26 protein-coding genes are annotated in these 14,468 nt (G+C 32.6%); all 26 read right to left on the bottom strand.

What is annotated here, in order from left to right; all coding sequences use genetic code 11:
- Window positions 1-21: 21 nt before the first annotated feature.
- Window positions 22-453, bottom strand: coding sequence for a 50S ribosomal protein L13 (gene rplM, locus ACTG46_RS00850; RefSeq protein WP_021382526.1), 432 nt, complete (start codon window positions 451-453; stop codon window positions 22-24).
- Between the two features lie 119 nt (window positions 454-572).
- On the bottom strand, window positions 573-1,304 hold the full coding sequence (truA, locus tag ACTG46_RS00845; protein WP_479923432.1) for a tRNA pseudouridine(38-40) synthase TruA: 732 nt from the start codon (window positions 1,302-1,304) through the stop codon (window positions 573-575).
- A 29-nt stretch (window positions 1,305-1,333) separates the two neighbouring features.
- A complete protein-coding gene (locus ACTG46_RS00840) occupies window positions 1,334-2,137 on the bottom strand; it encodes an energy-coupling factor transporter transmembrane component T family protein (protein WP_054275571.1) in 804 nt (267 codons plus the stop codon).
- Window positions 2,131-2,997 (bottom strand): energy-coupling factor transporter ATPase, encoded by an 867-nt coding sequence (locus tag ACTG46_RS00835; protein WP_054275570.1) that lies wholly within the window; start codon window positions 2,995-2,997, stop codon window positions 2,131-2,133. The genes ACTG46_RS00840 and ACTG46_RS00835 overlap by 7 nt, the downstream gene beginning before the upstream one ends.
- On the bottom strand, window positions 2,985-3,818 hold the full coding sequence (locus ACTG46_RS00830) for an energy-coupling factor transporter ATPase (RefSeq protein WP_054268686.1): 834 nt from the start codon (window positions 3,816-3,818) through the stop codon (window positions 2,985-2,987). Before ACTG46_RS00830 ends, ACTG46_RS00835 begins: the two co-directional genes overlap by 13 nt.
- Window positions 3,819-3,937: 119 nt before the next feature.
- A complete protein-coding gene (gene rplQ / locus ACTG46_RS00825) occupies window positions 3,938-4,279 on the bottom strand; it encodes a 50S ribosomal protein L17 (RefSeq protein ID WP_003421117.1) in 342 nt (113 codons plus the stop codon).
- A 20-nt stretch (window positions 4,280-4,299) separates the two neighbouring features.
- A complete protein-coding gene (locus ACTG46_RS00820; RefSeq protein WP_003427733.1) occupies window positions 4,300-5,247 on the bottom strand; it encodes a DNA-directed RNA polymerase subunit alpha in 948 nt (315 codons plus the stop codon).
- A 77-nt stretch (window positions 5,248-5,324) separates the two neighbouring features.
- On the bottom strand, window positions 5,325-5,948 hold the full coding sequence (gene rpsD, locus ACTG46_RS00815) for a 30S ribosomal protein S4 (RefSeq protein WP_021382518.1): 624 nt from the start codon (window positions 5,946-5,948) through the stop codon (window positions 5,325-5,327).
- A 32-nt stretch (window positions 5,949-5,980) separates the two neighbouring features.
- Window positions 5,981-6,379, bottom strand: a complete 399-nt coding sequence (gene rpsK, locus ACTG46_RS00810; RefSeq protein ID WP_003421122.1) for a 30S ribosomal protein S11 — start codon at window positions 6,377-6,379, stop codon at window positions 5,981-5,983.
- A gap of 35 nt (window positions 6,380-6,414) precedes the next feature.
- The gene (rpsM, locus tag ACTG46_RS00805; RefSeq protein WP_021382517.1) at window positions 6,415-6,786 is read right to left on the bottom strand and encodes a 30S ribosomal protein S13; all 372 of its coding nucleotides are present in this window, start codon (window positions 6,784-6,786) and stop codon (window positions 6,415-6,417) included.
- A gap of 152 nt (window positions 6,787-6,938) precedes the next feature.
- Complete coding sequence (rpmJ, locus tag ACTG46_RS00800) at window positions 6,939-7,052, bottom strand: 50S ribosomal protein L36 (RefSeq protein ID WP_002509257.1); 114 nt, start codon at window positions 7,050-7,052, stop codon at window positions 6,939-6,941.
- Between the two features lie 35 nt (window positions 7,053-7,087).
- Entirely contained in the window at window positions 7,088-7,306 is a 219-nt protein-coding gene (gene infA, locus ACTG46_RS00795) for a translation initiation factor IF-1 (RefSeq protein ID WP_003421127.1), read from the bottom strand.
- A 37-nt stretch (window positions 7,307-7,343) separates the two neighbouring features.
- Window positions 7,344-7,613, bottom strand: a complete 270-nt coding sequence (locus ACTG46_RS00790; RefSeq protein WP_021382520.1) for a KOW domain-containing RNA-binding protein — start codon at window positions 7,611-7,613, stop codon at window positions 7,344-7,346.
- A 21-nt stretch (window positions 7,614-7,634) separates the two neighbouring features.
- Window positions 7,635-8,381: a type I methionyl aminopeptidase gene (gene map / locus ACTG46_RS00785; RefSeq protein ID WP_021382516.1), complete on the bottom strand. Its 747-nt coding sequence runs from the start codon at window positions 8,379-8,381 to the stop codon at window positions 7,635-7,637.
- Entirely contained in the window at window positions 8,382-9,032 is a 651-nt protein-coding gene (locus ACTG46_RS00780; protein ID WP_054268685.1) for an adenylate kinase, read from the bottom strand.
- A 16-nt stretch (window positions 9,033-9,048) separates the two neighbouring features.
- Complete coding sequence (secY, locus tag ACTG46_RS00775) at window positions 9,049-10,317, bottom strand: preprotein translocase subunit SecY (RefSeq protein WP_054268684.1); 1,269 nt, start codon at window positions 10,315-10,317, stop codon at window positions 9,049-9,051.
- A 43-nt stretch (window positions 10,318-10,360) separates the two neighbouring features.
- Window positions 10,361-10,804, bottom strand: a complete 444-nt coding sequence (rplO, locus tag ACTG46_RS00770) for a 50S ribosomal protein L15 (protein WP_003421135.1) — start codon at window positions 10,802-10,804, stop codon at window positions 10,361-10,363.
- Between the two features lie 32 nt (window positions 10,805-10,836).
- Window positions 10,837-11,022, bottom strand: a complete 186-nt coding sequence (rpmD, locus tag ACTG46_RS00765) for a 50S ribosomal protein L30 (RefSeq protein WP_003421137.1) — start codon at window positions 11,020-11,022, stop codon at window positions 10,837-10,839.
- Between the two features lie 14 nt (window positions 11,023-11,036).
- Entirely contained in the window at window positions 11,037-11,546 is a 510-nt protein-coding gene (gene rpsE / locus ACTG46_RS00760) for a 30S ribosomal protein S5 (protein WP_003421138.1), read from the bottom strand.
- Window positions 11,547-11,566: 20 nt separating this feature from the next.
- Entirely contained in the window at window positions 11,567-11,935 is a 369-nt protein-coding gene (gene rplR / locus ACTG46_RS00755) for a 50S ribosomal protein L18 (RefSeq protein WP_054268683.1), read from the bottom strand.
- Window positions 11,936-11,970: 35 nt separating this feature from the next.
- Window positions 11,971-12,513 carry a 50S ribosomal protein L6 gene (gene rplF / locus ACTG46_RS00750; RefSeq protein ID WP_054268682.1) on the bottom strand — a complete coding sequence of 181 codons (543 nt, stop codon included), beginning with the start codon at window positions 12,511-12,513 and terminating at the stop codon, window positions 11,971-11,973.
- Between the two features lie 30 nt (window positions 12,514-12,543).
- A complete protein-coding gene (rpsH, locus tag ACTG46_RS00745) occupies window positions 12,544-12,942 on the bottom strand; it encodes a 30S ribosomal protein S8 (protein WP_021382525.1) in 399 nt (132 codons plus the stop codon).
- Window positions 12,943-12,974: 32 nt separating this feature from the next.
- Window positions 12,975-13,160, bottom strand: a complete 186-nt coding sequence (locus tag ACTG46_RS00740; RefSeq protein ID WP_003421149.1) for a type Z 30S ribosomal protein S14 — start codon at window positions 13,158-13,160, stop codon at window positions 12,975-12,977.
- Between the two features lie 17 nt (window positions 13,161-13,177).
- Window positions 13,178-13,720 carry a 50S ribosomal protein L5 gene (rplE, locus tag ACTG46_RS00735; protein WP_021382514.1) on the bottom strand — a complete coding sequence of 181 codons (543 nt, stop codon included), beginning with the start codon at window positions 13,718-13,720 and terminating at the stop codon, window positions 13,178-13,180.
- 29 nt (window positions 13,721-13,749) lie between these two features.
- Window positions 13,750-14,055 carry a 50S ribosomal protein L24 gene (gene rplX, locus ACTG46_RS00730; RefSeq protein WP_021382513.1) on the bottom strand — a complete coding sequence of 102 codons (306 nt, stop codon included), beginning with the start codon at window positions 14,053-14,055 and terminating at the stop codon, window positions 13,750-13,752.
- Between the two features lie 23 nt (window positions 14,056-14,078).
- Window positions 14,079-14,447 (bottom strand): 50S ribosomal protein L14, encoded by a 369-nt coding sequence (gene rplN, locus ACTG46_RS00725; RefSeq protein ID WP_021382511.1) that lies wholly within the window; start codon window positions 14,445-14,447, stop codon window positions 14,079-14,081.
- Between the last annotated feature and the right edge of the window lie 21 nt (window positions 14,448-14,468).

Here is a 14,468-nt window from a genome sequence, read left to right as displayed (position 1 = left end):
TCCTCCTTTCACCTATTAATCTTACTTAAAGTTTAAAACTTCTGGATTTTGAGCTGCATGAGTGTGTTCAGCACCTGCGAATACTCTTAATCTAGTCATCATTCTGCTTCTTAATTTGTTCTTAGGTAACATACCACTTACAGCATGTGCTATAACTTCTTCTGGTTTCTTATCCATCATATCTCTGTAAGATATTTCTTTTAATCCACCTACATAACCAGTATGGTATCTGTAATATTTTTGATCTAATTTTTTACCACTTAAAACTATCTTTCCTGCATTTACTACAACAACAAAATCTCCACCATCAACGTGAGGAGTAAATGTTGGTTTATGTTTACCTCTCAATACTGTCGCTATTTCTGTTGCTAAACGACCTAGTGTTTTACCTTCAGCGTCAACTAAGTACCATTTTCTTTGTACATCAGCTGGCTTAGCTATATAACTTTTCATAACTGTCCCTCCTTAACTATTTCTCATAAAATTTTTTTACCGTTTATGTCAAGTCCGGGGCAAGTGGACTTATTAACACATTCTCATATATTTTAATACATGTAGCCTGGTGTGTCAAGTTAATAATGAACTTTTTTAAGAAATAATCCTTGTGCTGGAGCTGTATGTCCACATTTTGACCTAGTTTTAGATTCTATTATATCTAAAAATGACTCATTAATCCTACCACGACCTATATCAATAAGTGTTCCAACAATAATTCTTACCATATTATATAAAAATCCATTTCCACTAATTTCTATGACAATTAAGTCATCATTTCTATTGATATCAATATCATATATAGTTCTAATTGTATCTTTTACAGATGAACCAGTACTCATAAAACCTTTAAAGTCATGTGTTCCTAAAATACTCTTTGACTCTAAACACATTTTATCAAAATCAAGTTCATATTTTACTTGATACGATATATCACTAAGTATCGGATTTCTAAACTTGCTATTATATATTAAATATTTATATGTTTTACCTTTTGCACTATACCTTGAATGGAAATCTTCCTTAACTTCACATGCTTTTATAATTGATATATCCTTTGGTAGTTTAGCATTTAAAGCCATTGGTATACTTTCTACATTTATGTCTGAATTAATTTTAAAATTTGCAATTTGACCAATAGCATGAACTCCTGAATCAGTTCTACCTGACCCTATGAGTTTAACTTCTTCCCTTGTTATATCATATATAGCCTTTTCTATTGTACCCTGTATTCCTAAAGAATCAGGTTGTTTTTGCCATCCACAATAATTACTGCCATTATATTGGATTGTAATTTTTATATTTCTCATACTTTACCTCGTTTATATCTATGTTTCTATTAAATTACTATAAATCTAGTAGCTATAATCACGCCTAAATAAACAACTTGGAATACACATGCTATATAGTCTCCCTTTGCTATGACAGACTCTCTCATTTTAGTTCTATTGTGTCCACCTCTATAACATCTAGCTTCCATGGCCATAGCTAATTCATCAGCTCTTCTAAACGCACTCACAAATAATGGCACCAAAAGAGGCACTAAGTTCTTAGCTCTATTTATAAGGTTTTTACTTTCAAAATCTGCTCCTCTAGACATTTGAGCTTTCATTATTTTATCTGTTTCATCCAATAATGTAGGAATAAAACGTAAAGCAATTGTCATCATCATTGCAAGCTCATGTACTGGTAAACCAATTTTTTTAAATGGGTTAAGCAATCTTTCTATACCATCTGTTAATTCTATTGGAGAAGTAGTTAGAGTAAGTAAAGATGTCCCAACCACTAAAAATATAAGTCTTATTGCCATAAAAATTGCTTGTCTTAGACCTTGTTTTGTTATTGCTAAAAATCCAAATGACCATATTTCATCACCTGGCAAGAAAAAAATATTTATAAGAAATGTAAATAAAATAATCCATTTAAGAGGCTTTACACCTTTAATAATATACTTAACTGGTATATTAGCTAACTTTATCATACCTAATAAACATAATAAAACTACTATATAAGGCCAAAATTTATTTACTACAAATATAGACACCATAAATACAATTGTTGCTACAAGTTTTATCCTTGGATCTAATTTATGAATAGCAGAACTTGTTGGGTAGTATTGCCCTATAGTTATATCTTTTAACATAATCCTCGTCCTCTCACAACTTTTAATATTTCTTGTTTTGCTTCCTCTAAAGTCAATATATCTTCTCTGATGTTAAATCCTTTTTGTCTCAATTTCAATGCAAGCTCTAAAACTTGTGGAATATCTAATCCTATCTCTTTCAATTTACTAGCATTTGATTTAAATACTTCTCTAGGAGTTCCCATAAATTCTATTCTACCATGATTCATAACAATTAAAGTCTTTGCTAGTTTTGCCATATCATCCATACTATGAGATGACAGTATTATAGTCATATTGTTTTTTTCATGTAAATCCTTTATTAAATTAAAAATTTCATCTCTTCCTCCAGGATCAAGACCAGCAGTAGGTTCATCCAGTATAAGAACTTCTGGGTTCATAGCTATAACTCCAGCAATTGCTACCCTACGCTTTTGACCACCAGATAATTCAAAAGGAGATTTGTCCTTAAATTCCTCATAATCAAGTCCTACAGCTTCCATTGATGCTTTTACCCTATTATGTATCTCAGACTCCTCTAAGCCTAAATTAGCAGGTCCAAAGGCTATGTCTTTATCAATCGTTTCTTCAAACAATTGGTATTCTGGATATTGAAATACAACACCTACCCTTTTTCTAATCTCAGTTAAATTCAAGTTTTTATCTGTTATATTAAAATCATTTATAAATATTTCTCCTGAGGAAGGCTTTAATAATCCATTTAAATGTTGTATTAATGTAGATTTTCCTGAACCTGTATGACCTATGAGACCAACAAAATCTCTATCTTTAATCTCAAAAGAAACATCATCAAGTGCCTTACTTGCAAAAGGCATCCCTTCATTATATATGTGTGTTAAATTCTTTACTATAATTGACATAATTCCATCACCATCTCATCCACAGTTAATATATCACTACTAATATTCATTCCTTCTTCTATTAATAAACTAGATAATTCTGTCATACAAGGTACATCTAAACCGATTTCCTTTAGCATCTTTATTTCACTGAATACTTCTCTAGGAGTTCCCTCTAAGATTTTTTTCCCTTTTTCCATAACCACAACTCTATCTGCCTCTACTGCTTCTTCCATAAAGTGTGTTATATGTATAACAGTTATATTTTCTTCTTTATTAAGTCTTTTTATTGTTTTCATAACTTCTTTTCTTCCAGATGGGTCTAACATTGCTGTTGCTTCATCAAATATTATACATTTAGGCCTCATAGCAATAATTCCTGCTATTGCAACTCTTTGTTTTTGACCACCTGATAACAAGTGTGGTTGTCTACCTCTTAAATCATACATACCTACACTCTTTAAAGATTCCTCTACAATACGCCTTATTTCTTTAGGCTCTACACCTAAGTTTTCAGGTCCAAACGCAACATCTTCTTCTACTATTGTAGCAACTATTTGATTATCTGGGTTTTGAAATACCATGCCTGCAGTTTGTCTTATATCCCATAATCGTTCTTCCTCCTTAGTATCCATTCCATCAATAAGAATGTTTCCCTCAGTAGGCATAAGAATTGCATTTAAGTTTTTAGATAAAGTAGACTTACCAGAACCATTATGTCCTATTATCGCAACAAATTCTCCTTTTTTAACATCTAGGCTTAAATTATCTATTGCTTTAAGTTTTGCTTCATCTGTAATATACTCAAACGAAATATTATTTACCTTTACTATATTATCCATTAATTCATACTCCTTTTAGTAAGCAATAACTTATAAAAATCATTTTACACATTATTATATCACACCTGAGTCAAAAAAATAAAAAAAAGATTAAGCCATCAAGCCTAATCCTTTCCTTACTATACTAATTCTATAAAAGCCATTTCAGCAGCATCGCCTTTTCTTGGCCCTATTTTTATTATTCTAGTGTATCCACCATTTCTCTCAGCATATTTTGGAGCTAAATCTGTGAATAAGTTATTAACTACTGTTTCATCCATAACATAAGCTAAAACTTGTCTTCTAGCATGAAGATCTCCTCTTTTAGCAAGAGTTATCATCTTTTCAGCCATTCTACGAGTTTCTTTCGCTCTAGTCACTGTAGTTTCTATTCTTCCACTTCTTAGTAAGCAAGTTACTAAGTTTCTTAACATAAGGTTTCTGTGAGCTGTTTCACGTCCTAATTTACGGTACTTAGCCATTCTTATCCCTCCTTTGCTCGCTATTCTTCACTTGGTTTTAATCCTAGTCCAAGTTCCTCTAGTTTTTGTATTACCTCTTCTAATGACTTCTTACCTAGGTTTCTAACCTTCATCATATCATCCTCAGATTTATTAGCTAATTCTTCAACTGTATTAATTCCCGCTCTCTTTAAACAGTTATATGATCTAACTGATAAATCTAATTCTTCTATAGTCATTTCAAGAACTTTTTCTTTTTGATCTTCTTCTTTTTCTACCATGATTTCAACACTACTTACATGTTCAGTTAAGTCTATAAATAGATTTAAATGCTCAACTAATACTTTCGCAGCTAATGATATACCCTCTTGAGGATTTATACTACCATTAGTCCATACTTCTAGCACTAATTTATCATAATCTGTTTTTTGACCAACTCTTGTGTTTTCCACATGATAACTAACTTTCTCAACAGGAGTATATATTGAATCCACAGGTAAAACACCTATTGGAACATTCTCTGTTTTATTTTCTTCAGCAGAAACATATCCTCTACCTTTATCTACAAATATCTCCATATTAAGTTTAGCATTATCATCTAATGTAGCTATTGCTAAATCTTTACTTAATATTTCAACATCTGGAGGACAGATTATATCTGCACCTGTGATAGAGCATGGTCCTTGAGCCTCTATTTTAAGTGTTCTACTTCCTTCACCATCTATAGTTGCTGAAAGCTCTTTTAAAGTTAATATTATCTCAGTAACATCTTCTTTAACACCAGGTATTGTAGAGAATTCATGAAGAACTCCATCTATTTTTATAGCATTTACTGCTACACCTGGTAATGATGATAATAATATTCTTCTTAATGCGTTACCTATAGTTATTCCATATCCTCTTTCTAGAGGTTCTATAACAAACTTACCATATCTATAGTCTTCGCTAAGCTCAACTATATCTACTTTTGGCTTTTCTATTTCTATCATGGACAAAACCCTCCTTAAAATTCAGTAATCCACTGAGGGTAAACAAAATTTTAAAATAATTTTTAAAAGTGTGCTTATTATTTAGAGTAAAGTTCTATGATTAAGTGTTCAGCTATCTCAAGGTCTATATCTTCTCTTGTTGGAACACCAACTACTTTTGCTGTCATTCCTTCTACATTAGCTTCTAACCATTTAGGAGCTATTCTTGAGTTAACTTCTACTAAATTTTTGAATTTTGCAGAAGATCTTGATTTCTCTTTAACTTCTATAACATCCCCAACTTTAACTACTAATGAAGGTATGTCTACTTTATTTCCATTTAAAGTGAAATGACCATGAGCTACTAATTGTCTAGCTTCTTTTCTAGAAGATGCTAGTCCCATTCTGTAAACTACATTATCTAATCTTCTCTCTAATAAACTTAATAAGTTTTCACCTGCTTTACCAGGCATATTTTCAGCACGTTCATATAAGTTTCTAAATTGAGTTTCTAAAACTCCATATATTCTTTTAACTTTTTGTTTTTCTCTTAATTGTAATCCATAGTTAGAAACTTTCTTTCTCCCTTGGCCATGTTGACCTGGAGCATAGTTTCTTTTTACTATAGCACATTTATCTGTATAACATCTATCACCTTTAAGGAATAATTTCATTCCCTCTCTACGGCATTGTCTACATGATGCACCTGTATATCTTGCCATTTATCTACACCTCCTATTTGTACTCTTCTTAATTACACTCTTCTTCTCTTTGGTGGTCTGCATCCGTTATGTGGGATTGGAGTAACGTCTTTTATCATAGTTACTTCTAGTCCAGTTGCTTGTAAAGCTCTTATTGCAGCTTCTCTTCCTGAACCTGGCCCCTTTACGAATACCTCAACACTTTTTAGTCCGTGTTCCATCGCAGCTTTTGCAGCTGTTTCAGCAGCCATTTGAGATGCAAATGGAGTTGATTTTCTTGATCCTTTGAATCCTAATTGTCCAGAACTTGCCCAAGATATAGCATTTCCATGAACGTCAGTTAAAGTTATTATTGTATTATTGAAAGTTGATTGTATATGAGCATGACCACGTTCTATATTTTTACGTTCTCTTCTTCTAATACGTGTAACTTTCTTTTTTGGTTTAGCCATTTTCCTTTTCCCTCCTTCATCTAATTATTATTTATTTATTTTTTCTTTTTACGAGATACTGTTTTTCTAGGACCTTTTCTAGTTCTAGCATTAGTCTTAGTTCTTTGTCCTCTTAATGGAAGACCTTTAGCGTGTCTTATTCCTCTATAACATTTTATATCTCTTAATCTCTTTATGTTTAAAGCAATTTCTCTTCTTAAGTCACCTTCAACTAAGAAATCGTCATCTATAACTTTTCTTAAATCATTAACTTGATCTTCTGATAAATCTTTTATTCTAGTATCTGGATTTATCTCAGCCTTAGCTAATATTTCGTTAGCAGTTGCTTTACCTATACCATATATATAAGTTAAGCCTATCTCCGCTCTTTTTTCTCTAGGTAAATCTACCCCAGCTATTCTTGCCATGATCGCACCTCCTACACATAGTTTTTAGTGTTTAAAACTTCGTATCATATACCAATCCTACGCCAGATTGTTCAACGATTTTAACGTTCTTTTGTTAACATCACAATATAGTATTATACTATAAATTTTAACAAAATACTAGTAATAATTTCTTATCCTTGCTTTTGCTTATGCTTTGGATTTTCACAGATAACCATTACTTTTCCTTTTCTTTTTATTACTTTACATTTTTCACATATTGGTTTTACTGATGGTCTAACCTTCATTATTAATCCCTCCTTAGACTAAATATTAATATAGTCTACTTCTTACGCCAAGTAATTCTTCCTCTTGTAAGGTCATATGGAGAAAGTTCAACATTCACCTTATCACCTTCAAGAATTCTTATGAAGTTCATTCTTAGCTTTCCAGAAATGTGGCATAATATCTCATGTCCATTTTCTAGTTTAACTTTGAACATAGCATTAGGTAAAGCTTCTGAAACTGTACCTTCTAATTCTATAACATCTTTTTTGGCCATTAACTAACCAGCCCTCCATTTCAATAAGTTAAATTATCTAATTTAACTTAGTAAGTTCAGCTCTTAAAAAAGAATCTGTAATTTCTTGTCCAGATACTACTCTTTTTCTAACTTCATCATTAATAAAATTATATTTTTTTAAGTGCTTCACTTTCTTTAACTTAGGTTTGTCAAGTTTTCTTTTCTTTCCATCAGCTATTAATACATATTCATTATTAACTATTTTGACTACGAAAAATAAATTTCCTTTGTCTCGTCCTAATGAAACTTTAACAACTTGACCTATACTTAAATTATCTGATAGCACTTTTTTCACCTACTTTTTAAATTACAACTTTGTCAATATCAAAGGTTCATGTTCAGTAATTGCTATCGTATGCTCATAATGAGCTGATTTTTTTCCATCTATTGTAACAGTCGTCCACCCATCTGATAGAGTCTTTACATGATAACGACCTGCATTAACCATTGGCTCTATAGCAATAACCATTCCTTCTCTAAGTCTTGGTCCTTTTCCTGGGAGTCCATAATTAGGTACTTGTGGATCTTCATGAAGATTTGCTCCAACTCCATGACCCACTAAATCTCTAACTACTGAGAAACCATGTTTCTCAACGTGTGTTTGTACTGCGTGTGAGATATCTGAAAGTCTATATCCTAATTTAGCAAATTTTATTCCTTCATAGAAGCTTTCTCTAGTTACTTCTATCAATTTCCTATCTTCTTCAGATATCATGCCTACTCCGTGAGTTTTCGCAGAATCACCATGATATCCTTTATAATAGGCTCCTATATCTAAGCTTATAATGTCTCCTTCTTTTAATATGGTTTCTCCTGGAATCCCATGTACTACTTCTCTATTGATAGAAGCACATATACTTCCTGGAAAACCTCCATATCCTTTAAAAGAAGGTTCTGCATTATATTTTCTTATATTCTCTTCAGCTATTTTATCTAATTCTAAAGTAGATATTCCCGGAGAAATAGCTTTTCTTAAAACTTCATGAGTATCAGCAACAATTTTTCCAGCTTCTCTTAGAAGTTCTATTTCTTTTTTTGATTTCAAGATAATCATTTATTTTCCACTTCCTAAAGCTGAGACAATATCTTCAAATACTTTATCTATTGCTTGGTCACCTTTTATATCTGCTATTATACCTTGCTTGCCATAATAGTCTACTAAAGGTTTTGTTTCATCTAGATAAACTTGTATTCTCTTAGATACAGTTTCTTCATTATCATCAGCTCTTTGATATAATTCTCCTTGGCATACATCACATACACCTTCTACTTTAGGAGGATTAAACTCAACATGGTAAGTAGCTCCACAAGACTTACATATTCTTCTACCAACTGCTCTAGATACTAGTATGCTCTTGTCAACTTCAATATTAACAACTTTATCTAGTTCTATACCAGTATTTTTTAAGAATACATCTAAGTGTTCTCCTTGTGCTACATTTCTTGGAAATCCATCTAACATAAATCCATTTTTACAGTCTTCTTGAGATATTCTATCAGTAACTAAACCTACAGTTAACTCATCTGGTACTAATAAACCTTGGTCCATGTATTCTTTAGCTTTTTTTCCAAGTTCTGTTCCCTCTTTTATATTCTTTCTGAATATATCTCCTGTTGATATATGAGGTATATTGTATTTTTCTACTATTCCTGCCGCCTGAGTACCTTTACCAGCACCTGGAGGTCCAAGTAATATTATTCTCATATTATCCATCTCCATTTTATTTTAAGAAACCTTGATAGCTTCTCATAACTAAGTTTGACTCTAACTGTCTCTTAAGTTCCAAAGCAACCCCAACAACGATTAGCAATGAAGTCCCAGCTAGACTCATATTTACTTTCATATAATGTGTTGTAAGAGCTGGTACCATAGCAATTATTGCTAAGAAAGTTGCTCCAGCTAAAGTTAATCTAGTTAAAATTCTATTTAAATAATCCATAGTAGGTTCACCTGGTCTTATACCTGGTATAAATCCACCATTGTTTTTCATATTTTTAGATATATCTTCTGTATTGAATGATACAGTTGTATAAAAATATGAGAAGAAAATTATAAGTAGAATCTCAATTGATCTATATGTCCAAAATCCTTGTTCTGTTGCCATACTTAAGTATTTTTGAACAAAAGCTTGAGCATTTGGTCCCATAAACATAGCTATTGTTTGAGGAAAAGCTAAAAGTGAACTAGCAAAAATTATAGGCATAACTCCTGATTGGTTAACTTTCATTGGTATATGAGAACTTTGTCCTCCATACATCTTTCTTCCAACAACTCTTTTAGCATATTGTACAGGTATCTTTCTAGTTGCTTCTTGTATGAATGTAACTCCTGTAACTGTAAGTAATATAACTACAATTAGAAGTATTATAACCCAAGGTGCAACTTGACCAGATTTAACTTGTTGCGCGATTTTAATAACATCTGTTGGTATTCTTGATATTATACCTGCAAATATTATCACTGAACTACCATTACCGATTCCTTTTTCAGTAATTTTGTCCCCAATCCACATTACTAACATACTTGCTGAAACTAATGTTATTACAACAGTTGATATAAAAAACACACTATTTGATATTAAAGCACTTCTTACAATTCCTAATGTAATTCCCAAAGCTTGTACAACTGCTAGAGCTAGTGCTGTATATTTAGTGTACTTATTAATTTTTTTCTTTCCTTCTTCACCAGATTTTTGAAGTTCTGCTAGACTCTCAAAACCTACTGTTAGAAGTTGTATTATGATTGATGCAGTAATATATGGACTTATACCTAAAGCAAATAGTGAAAAGTTACTAAATGCTCCACCAGTAAACATATTATACAGAGAAAGTAGACTATTGCCGCCTACCATCTTTTGTATAATACTAGTGTCTATGCCTGGAACTGGTATAGTAGTACCTATTCTGAATATCACGATCATCATAAGTGTATACATTACTTTTTTTCTTACTGCTTTAATCTTCCAAGCTTGTTTTAATTTTGACAGCACGCTAATTCACCCCGCCTGTACTGGCTAGGAGATTAGCAGGTTATTATACTAACTCTGCTTTTCCACCAGCTTTTTCTATTTTTTCTTGAGCTGAAGCTGTAAATTTAGCAGCTTTAACAGTTAAAGCTTTCTCTAAATTACCTTCACCTAAGATTTTGATTCCATCTTTACCTATCTTGCTTATAGTTTTAGTAGATTTTAATAATTCTGCAGTTATTTCTGTTCCATTTTCAAATCTATTTAAAACTTCCACATTAACTTCTGTGTAAACTTTCTTAAATATGTTATTGAAACCTCTCTTAGGAAGTCTTCTAGCTAGTGGCATTTGTCCACCTTCAAATCCTACTCTTACTCCACCACCAGAACGAGACCATTGACCTTTTTGTCCACGTCCTGCAGTTTTACCTTGTCCAGTTGCAGTACCTCTACCTAATCTTCTTTTAGCTCTTACTGCACCTTCAGCAGGTTTTAACTCATGTAACTTCATGGATTGCACCTCCTTGCACTACTTTATAAAAATTATTCAGCTATTTCAGTTACTTCTAATAAGTGACTCACTTTATTTATCATACCTCTTGTTTGAGCATTGTCTTCTTTTACAACAACTTGTTCTCTTTTTCTTAATCCTAACGCTTCAACATTCTTTTTTTGGTTAGGAGTAGTTCCTATAACACTTCTAACTAACTTTATTTGTAATTTAGCCATTTTACACTACCTCCTTACCCTAGAAGTTCTTCAACTTTTTTACCTCTAAGTTTAGCTATATCTTCAACTGTTTTTAGAGAATTAAGTCCTTCTATTGTAGCATTTACCATATTTCTTGGATTGTTAGATCCTAAAGACTTAGCTCTAACGTCTTTTAGTCCAGCTAGCTCAAGTACGGCTCTAGCAGGTCCCCCAGCTATTACTCCTGTACCTTCTACAGCAGGCATTATTAATATATTTCCAGCACCAAAGTGTCCGCGTACTTCGTGAGGAATTGTAGTCCCAACTATTGGCACTACTATTAGATTTTTCTTAGCATCTTCAACTGCTTTTTTTATAGCGTCTGGTACTTCCATTGCCTTCCCAGCACCTATACCAACGTGTCCGTTTTCATCTCCAACAACTACTAACGCTGCAAATCTGAAGTTTCTACCACCTTTTACAACCTTAGTAACACGTCTTACTTCAACAACTTTTTCTTGTAAGTCAAGTTGTCCTGCATCTATCGGCTTACGACGTAGCATGTATTTTTCCCTCCTTCGTATTAGAACTTAAGACCAGCTTCTCTAGCACCTTCAGCTAATTCTTGAATTCTTCCATGATATAAGTATCCACCTCTGTCAAATACAACTTCAGTGATTCCTTTTTCAACAGCTTTTTTAGCAACTAATTCTCCAACTTTCTTAGCTGCTTCCTTGTTTCCTGTATGATTGACAGCACTCTTAACTTCTGCTTCTAAAGAAGATGCAGCAACTAGAGTTACTCTGTTTGTGTCATCTATTATTTGAGCATATATATTATTAGCACTTCTAAATACACATAATCTTGGTCTTTGAGAAGTACCGCTTATTTTTCTACGAACTCTCTTATGTCTTTGAAGTCTATTAGCATTTTTATCAGCTTTTTTTAACACCTAGCTCACTCCTTTCTAGCGTTTAAGTTTTGGTATTATTTTTTACCAGTTTTTCCTTCTTTACGTCTGATTACTTCATCAACGTATTTTATACCTTTACCTTTGTATGGCTCTGGTTTTCTCCAAGCTCTTATCTTAGCAGCATAATTTCCTACTAATTGCTTGTCTATACCTTTTACTATTAACTCTGTTTGGTTTGGAGCTTCAACAGTTATTCCTTCTGGATCTTCCATTTCAACTGGATGAGAGAAACCTAAGTTCATAACTAATTTACTTCCTTGTTTTTGAGCTCTATATCCAACACCTTTTAGTTCTAATTTCTTTTCGAAACCAGTATTTACACCTACAACCATATTATCTAATAAAGTTCTAGTTAATCCGTGTAAAGATCTATGTTTTTTATTATCAGTTGGTCTTTCAACCATTATTGTATTTTCTTCTTTTTTTATGTTTAACTCAGCACTTAATTGTTTAGTTAAAGTTCCTTTTGGACCTTTTACTGTAACTAAATTTCCTTCAGCTATAGTAACTTCAACACCTGCTGGTATTATTATTGGCTTAACACCTATTCTTGACATGGTCGCACCTCCTTACATTGTTCATATTAATTACCAAACGTAGCAGATTACTTCTCCACCAACATTTTCTTTTCTAGCTTGCTTGTCAGTTAATATTCCTTTTGAAGTAGATATAACTGATATTCCTAATCCGTTTAATACTTTTGGTATCTCGTGATTAGCAGCGTAAACTCTCATACCAGGCTTAGATATTTTCTTAAGACCTGTTATAACTCTTTCGCCTTCTTGTCCGTACTTTAATTGTATTCTTATGATACCTTGTTTTCCGTCTTCTATAACATCATAACCTCTTATGAAACCTTCTTCTAATAAGATTCTAGCTAACTCTTTCTTAATATTAGAAGCTGGAACATCTACAGTTTCATGCTTAACAACATTAGCATTTCTTATACGAGTAAGCATATCTGCAATTGGATCTGTCATTGTCATTTTGTTGCCCTCCTTCCATTCTAATCAAGCTTCTACCAGCTTGCTTTTCTAACACCAGGTATTTGACCTTTATAAGCTAATTCTCTAAAGCATATACGGCATATACCAAATTTTTTCAAAACTGAATGCGGTCTTCCGCATATAGTACATCTAGTGTATTCTCTAGTAGCGTACTTTTGCTTTCTTTGTTGTTTAACAACCATCGCTTTTCTAGCCACGGGAATCCCTCCTTTGCTTACTTAGAAAATGGCATTCCTAATAATTTTAATAATTCACGAGCTTCTTCGTCAGTTTTCGCTGTAGTAACAAATATTATATCCATTCCTCTTACTTTATCTATTTTATCATATTCTATTTCAGGGAATATTAATTGTTCTTTAACTCCTAAAGCATAGTTTCCTCTACCATCAAAAGCGTTAGGGTTAACTCCTCTAAAGTCTCTAACTCTTGGTAAAGAAACAGAAACTAGTTTGTCCATAAAGTAGAACATTTTGTCAGCTCTTAATGTAACTTTTGTTCCTATTGGCATTCCTTCTCTTAATTTGAAGTTAGCAACAGATTTTCTAGCTTTAGTTATAACAGGCTTTTGTCCTGATATTATTTCTAATTCTTCAACGCCTTTTTCTAATCCTTTTGGATTTTCTCTAGCGTCACCTATACCCATGTTAATAACTATTTTATCTAACTTAGGTATCTCCATTACGTTTTTGTATCCAAATTTCTCCATTAAAGCAGGAGCAACTTCTTTCATGTATTTTTCTTGTAATCTAGAAGCCATTTAAGGTCCCTCCTTTCAAGCAATATTTATTATAATTCTTTTCCGCTCTTTGCTGATACTCTTACTTTGTTCCCATCTTTTACTTCATATCTTACTCTAACGCCTTTTCCTGTTTCAGGATCAAATGGCATTACATTAGATATGTGTATTGGGGCTTCTTTATTTATTATTCCACCTTGTTGGTTCATAGCACTTGGTTTTTGATGTTTAGTTATTACATTTACACCTTCAACTAACACTTTGCTAGCTTTAGGATATACCTTTAAAACTGAACCTTTTTTACCTTTATCTTTACCTGCTATAACTACAACAGTGTCACCTTTTTTAACACGCATCATGTCCTATTGCACCTCCTTAATTATAGTACTTCTGGAGCAAGAGAAACTATTTTCATGAATTCATTGTCTCTTAACTCTCTAGCAACAGGCCCGAATATACGAGTCCCTACTGGAGTTTTATCGTCTTTTATTATAACAGCTGCATTCTCATCAAAAGAAATATAACTTCCATCATTACGTCTCATGCCTTGTTTAGTTCTCACTATAACAGCTTTAACAACTTTACCTTTTTTTACAACTCCACCAGGTGTTGCACTTTTAACAGTAGCAACTATAACGTCACCTATGTTACCATATCTTCTTTTACTTCCGCCTAGAACACGTATACATAAAATTTCTTTAGCTCCTGAGTTATCAGCAACTCTTAGACGTGATTCTTGTTGTATCATATCGTAATCCCTCCTTCTTCA

The sequence above is a fragment of the Clostridioides sp. LIBA-7678 genome (assembly GCF_056716065.1).
Note: the sequence above shows the minus strand (reverse complement) of the source record. Positions and strands in the feature narration are given on the sequence as shown.

Coding starts and splice junctions, on each gene's coding strand:
- rplM (WP_021382526.1), bottom strand. CDS start 453: ATGAAAAGTTATATAGCTAAGCCAGCTGATGTACAAAGAAAATGGTAC.
- truA (WP_479923432.1), bottom strand. CDS start 1,304: ATGAGAAATATAAAAATTACAATCCAATATAATGGCAGTAATTATTGT.
- ACTG46_RS00840 (WP_054275571.1), bottom strand. CDS start 2,137: ATGTTAAAAGATATAACTATAGGGCAATACTACCCAACAAGTTCTGCT.
- ACTG46_RS00835 (WP_054275570.1), bottom strand. CDS start 2,997: ATGTCAATTATAGTAAAGAATTTAACACACATATATAATGAAGGGATG.
- ACTG46_RS00830 (WP_054268686.1), bottom strand. CDS start 3,818: ATGGATAATATAGTAAAGGTAAATAATATTTCGTTTGAGTATATTACA.
- rplQ (WP_003421117.1), bottom strand. CDS start 4,279: ATGGCTAAGTACCGTAAATTAGGACGTGAAACAGCTCACAGAAACCTT.
- ACTG46_RS00820 (WP_003427733.1), bottom strand. CDS start 5,247: ATGATAGAAATAGAAAAGCCAAAAGTAGATATAGTTGAGCTTAGCGAA.
- rpsD (WP_021382518.1), bottom strand. CDS start 5,948: ATGGCAAGATATACAGGTGCATCATGTAGACAATGCCGTAGAGAGGGA.
- rpsK (WP_003421122.1), bottom strand. CDS start 6,379: ATGGCTAAACCAAAAAAGAAAGTTACACGTATTAGAAGAAGAGAACGT.
- rpsM (WP_021382517.1), bottom strand. CDS start 6,786: ATGGCAAGAATAGCTGGGGTAGATTTACCTAGAGAAAAAAGAGCGGAG.
- rpmJ (WP_002509257.1), bottom strand. CDS start 7,052: ATGAAGGTTAGACCATCAGTAAAACCAATATGTGAAAAATGTAAAGTA.
- infA (WP_003421127.1), bottom strand. CDS start 7,306: ATGGCCAAAAAAGATGTTATAGAATTAGAAGGTACAGTTTCAGAAGCT.
- map (WP_021382516.1), bottom strand. CDS start 8,381: ATGATTATCTTGAAATCAAAAAAAGAAATAGAACTTCTAAGAGAAGCT.
- ACTG46_RS00780 (WP_054268685.1), bottom strand. CDS start 9,032: ATGAGAATAATATTACTTGGACCTCCAGGTGCTGGTAAAGGTACTCAG.
- rplO (WP_003421135.1), bottom strand. CDS start 10,804: ATGAAGTTACATGAGTTAAAACCTGCTGAAGGTGCAGTAAGAGCTAAA.
- rpmD (WP_003421137.1), bottom strand. CDS start 11,022: ATGGCTAAATTACAAATAAAGTTAGTTAGAAGTGTTATAGGAACTACT.
- rpsE (WP_003421138.1), bottom strand. CDS start 11,546: ATGCTACGTCGTAAGCCGATAGATGCAGGACAACTTGACTTACAAGAA.
- rplF (WP_054268682.1), bottom strand. CDS start 12,513: ATGTCAAGAATAGGTGTTAAGCCAATAATAATACCAGCAGGTGTTGAA.
- rpsH (WP_021382525.1), bottom strand. CDS start 12,942: ATGACAATGACAGATCCAATTGCAGATATGCTTACTCGTATAAGAAAT.
- rplE (WP_021382514.1), bottom strand. CDS start 13,720: ATGGCTTCTAGATTACAAGAAAAATACATGAAAGAAGTTGCTCCTGCT.
- rplX (WP_021382513.1), bottom strand. CDS start 14,055: ATGCGTGTTAAAAAAGGTGACACTGTTGTAGTTATAGCAGGTAAAGAT.
- rplN (WP_021382511.1), bottom strand. CDS start 14,447: ATGATACAACAAGAATCACGTCTAAGAGTTGCTGATAACTCAGGAGCT.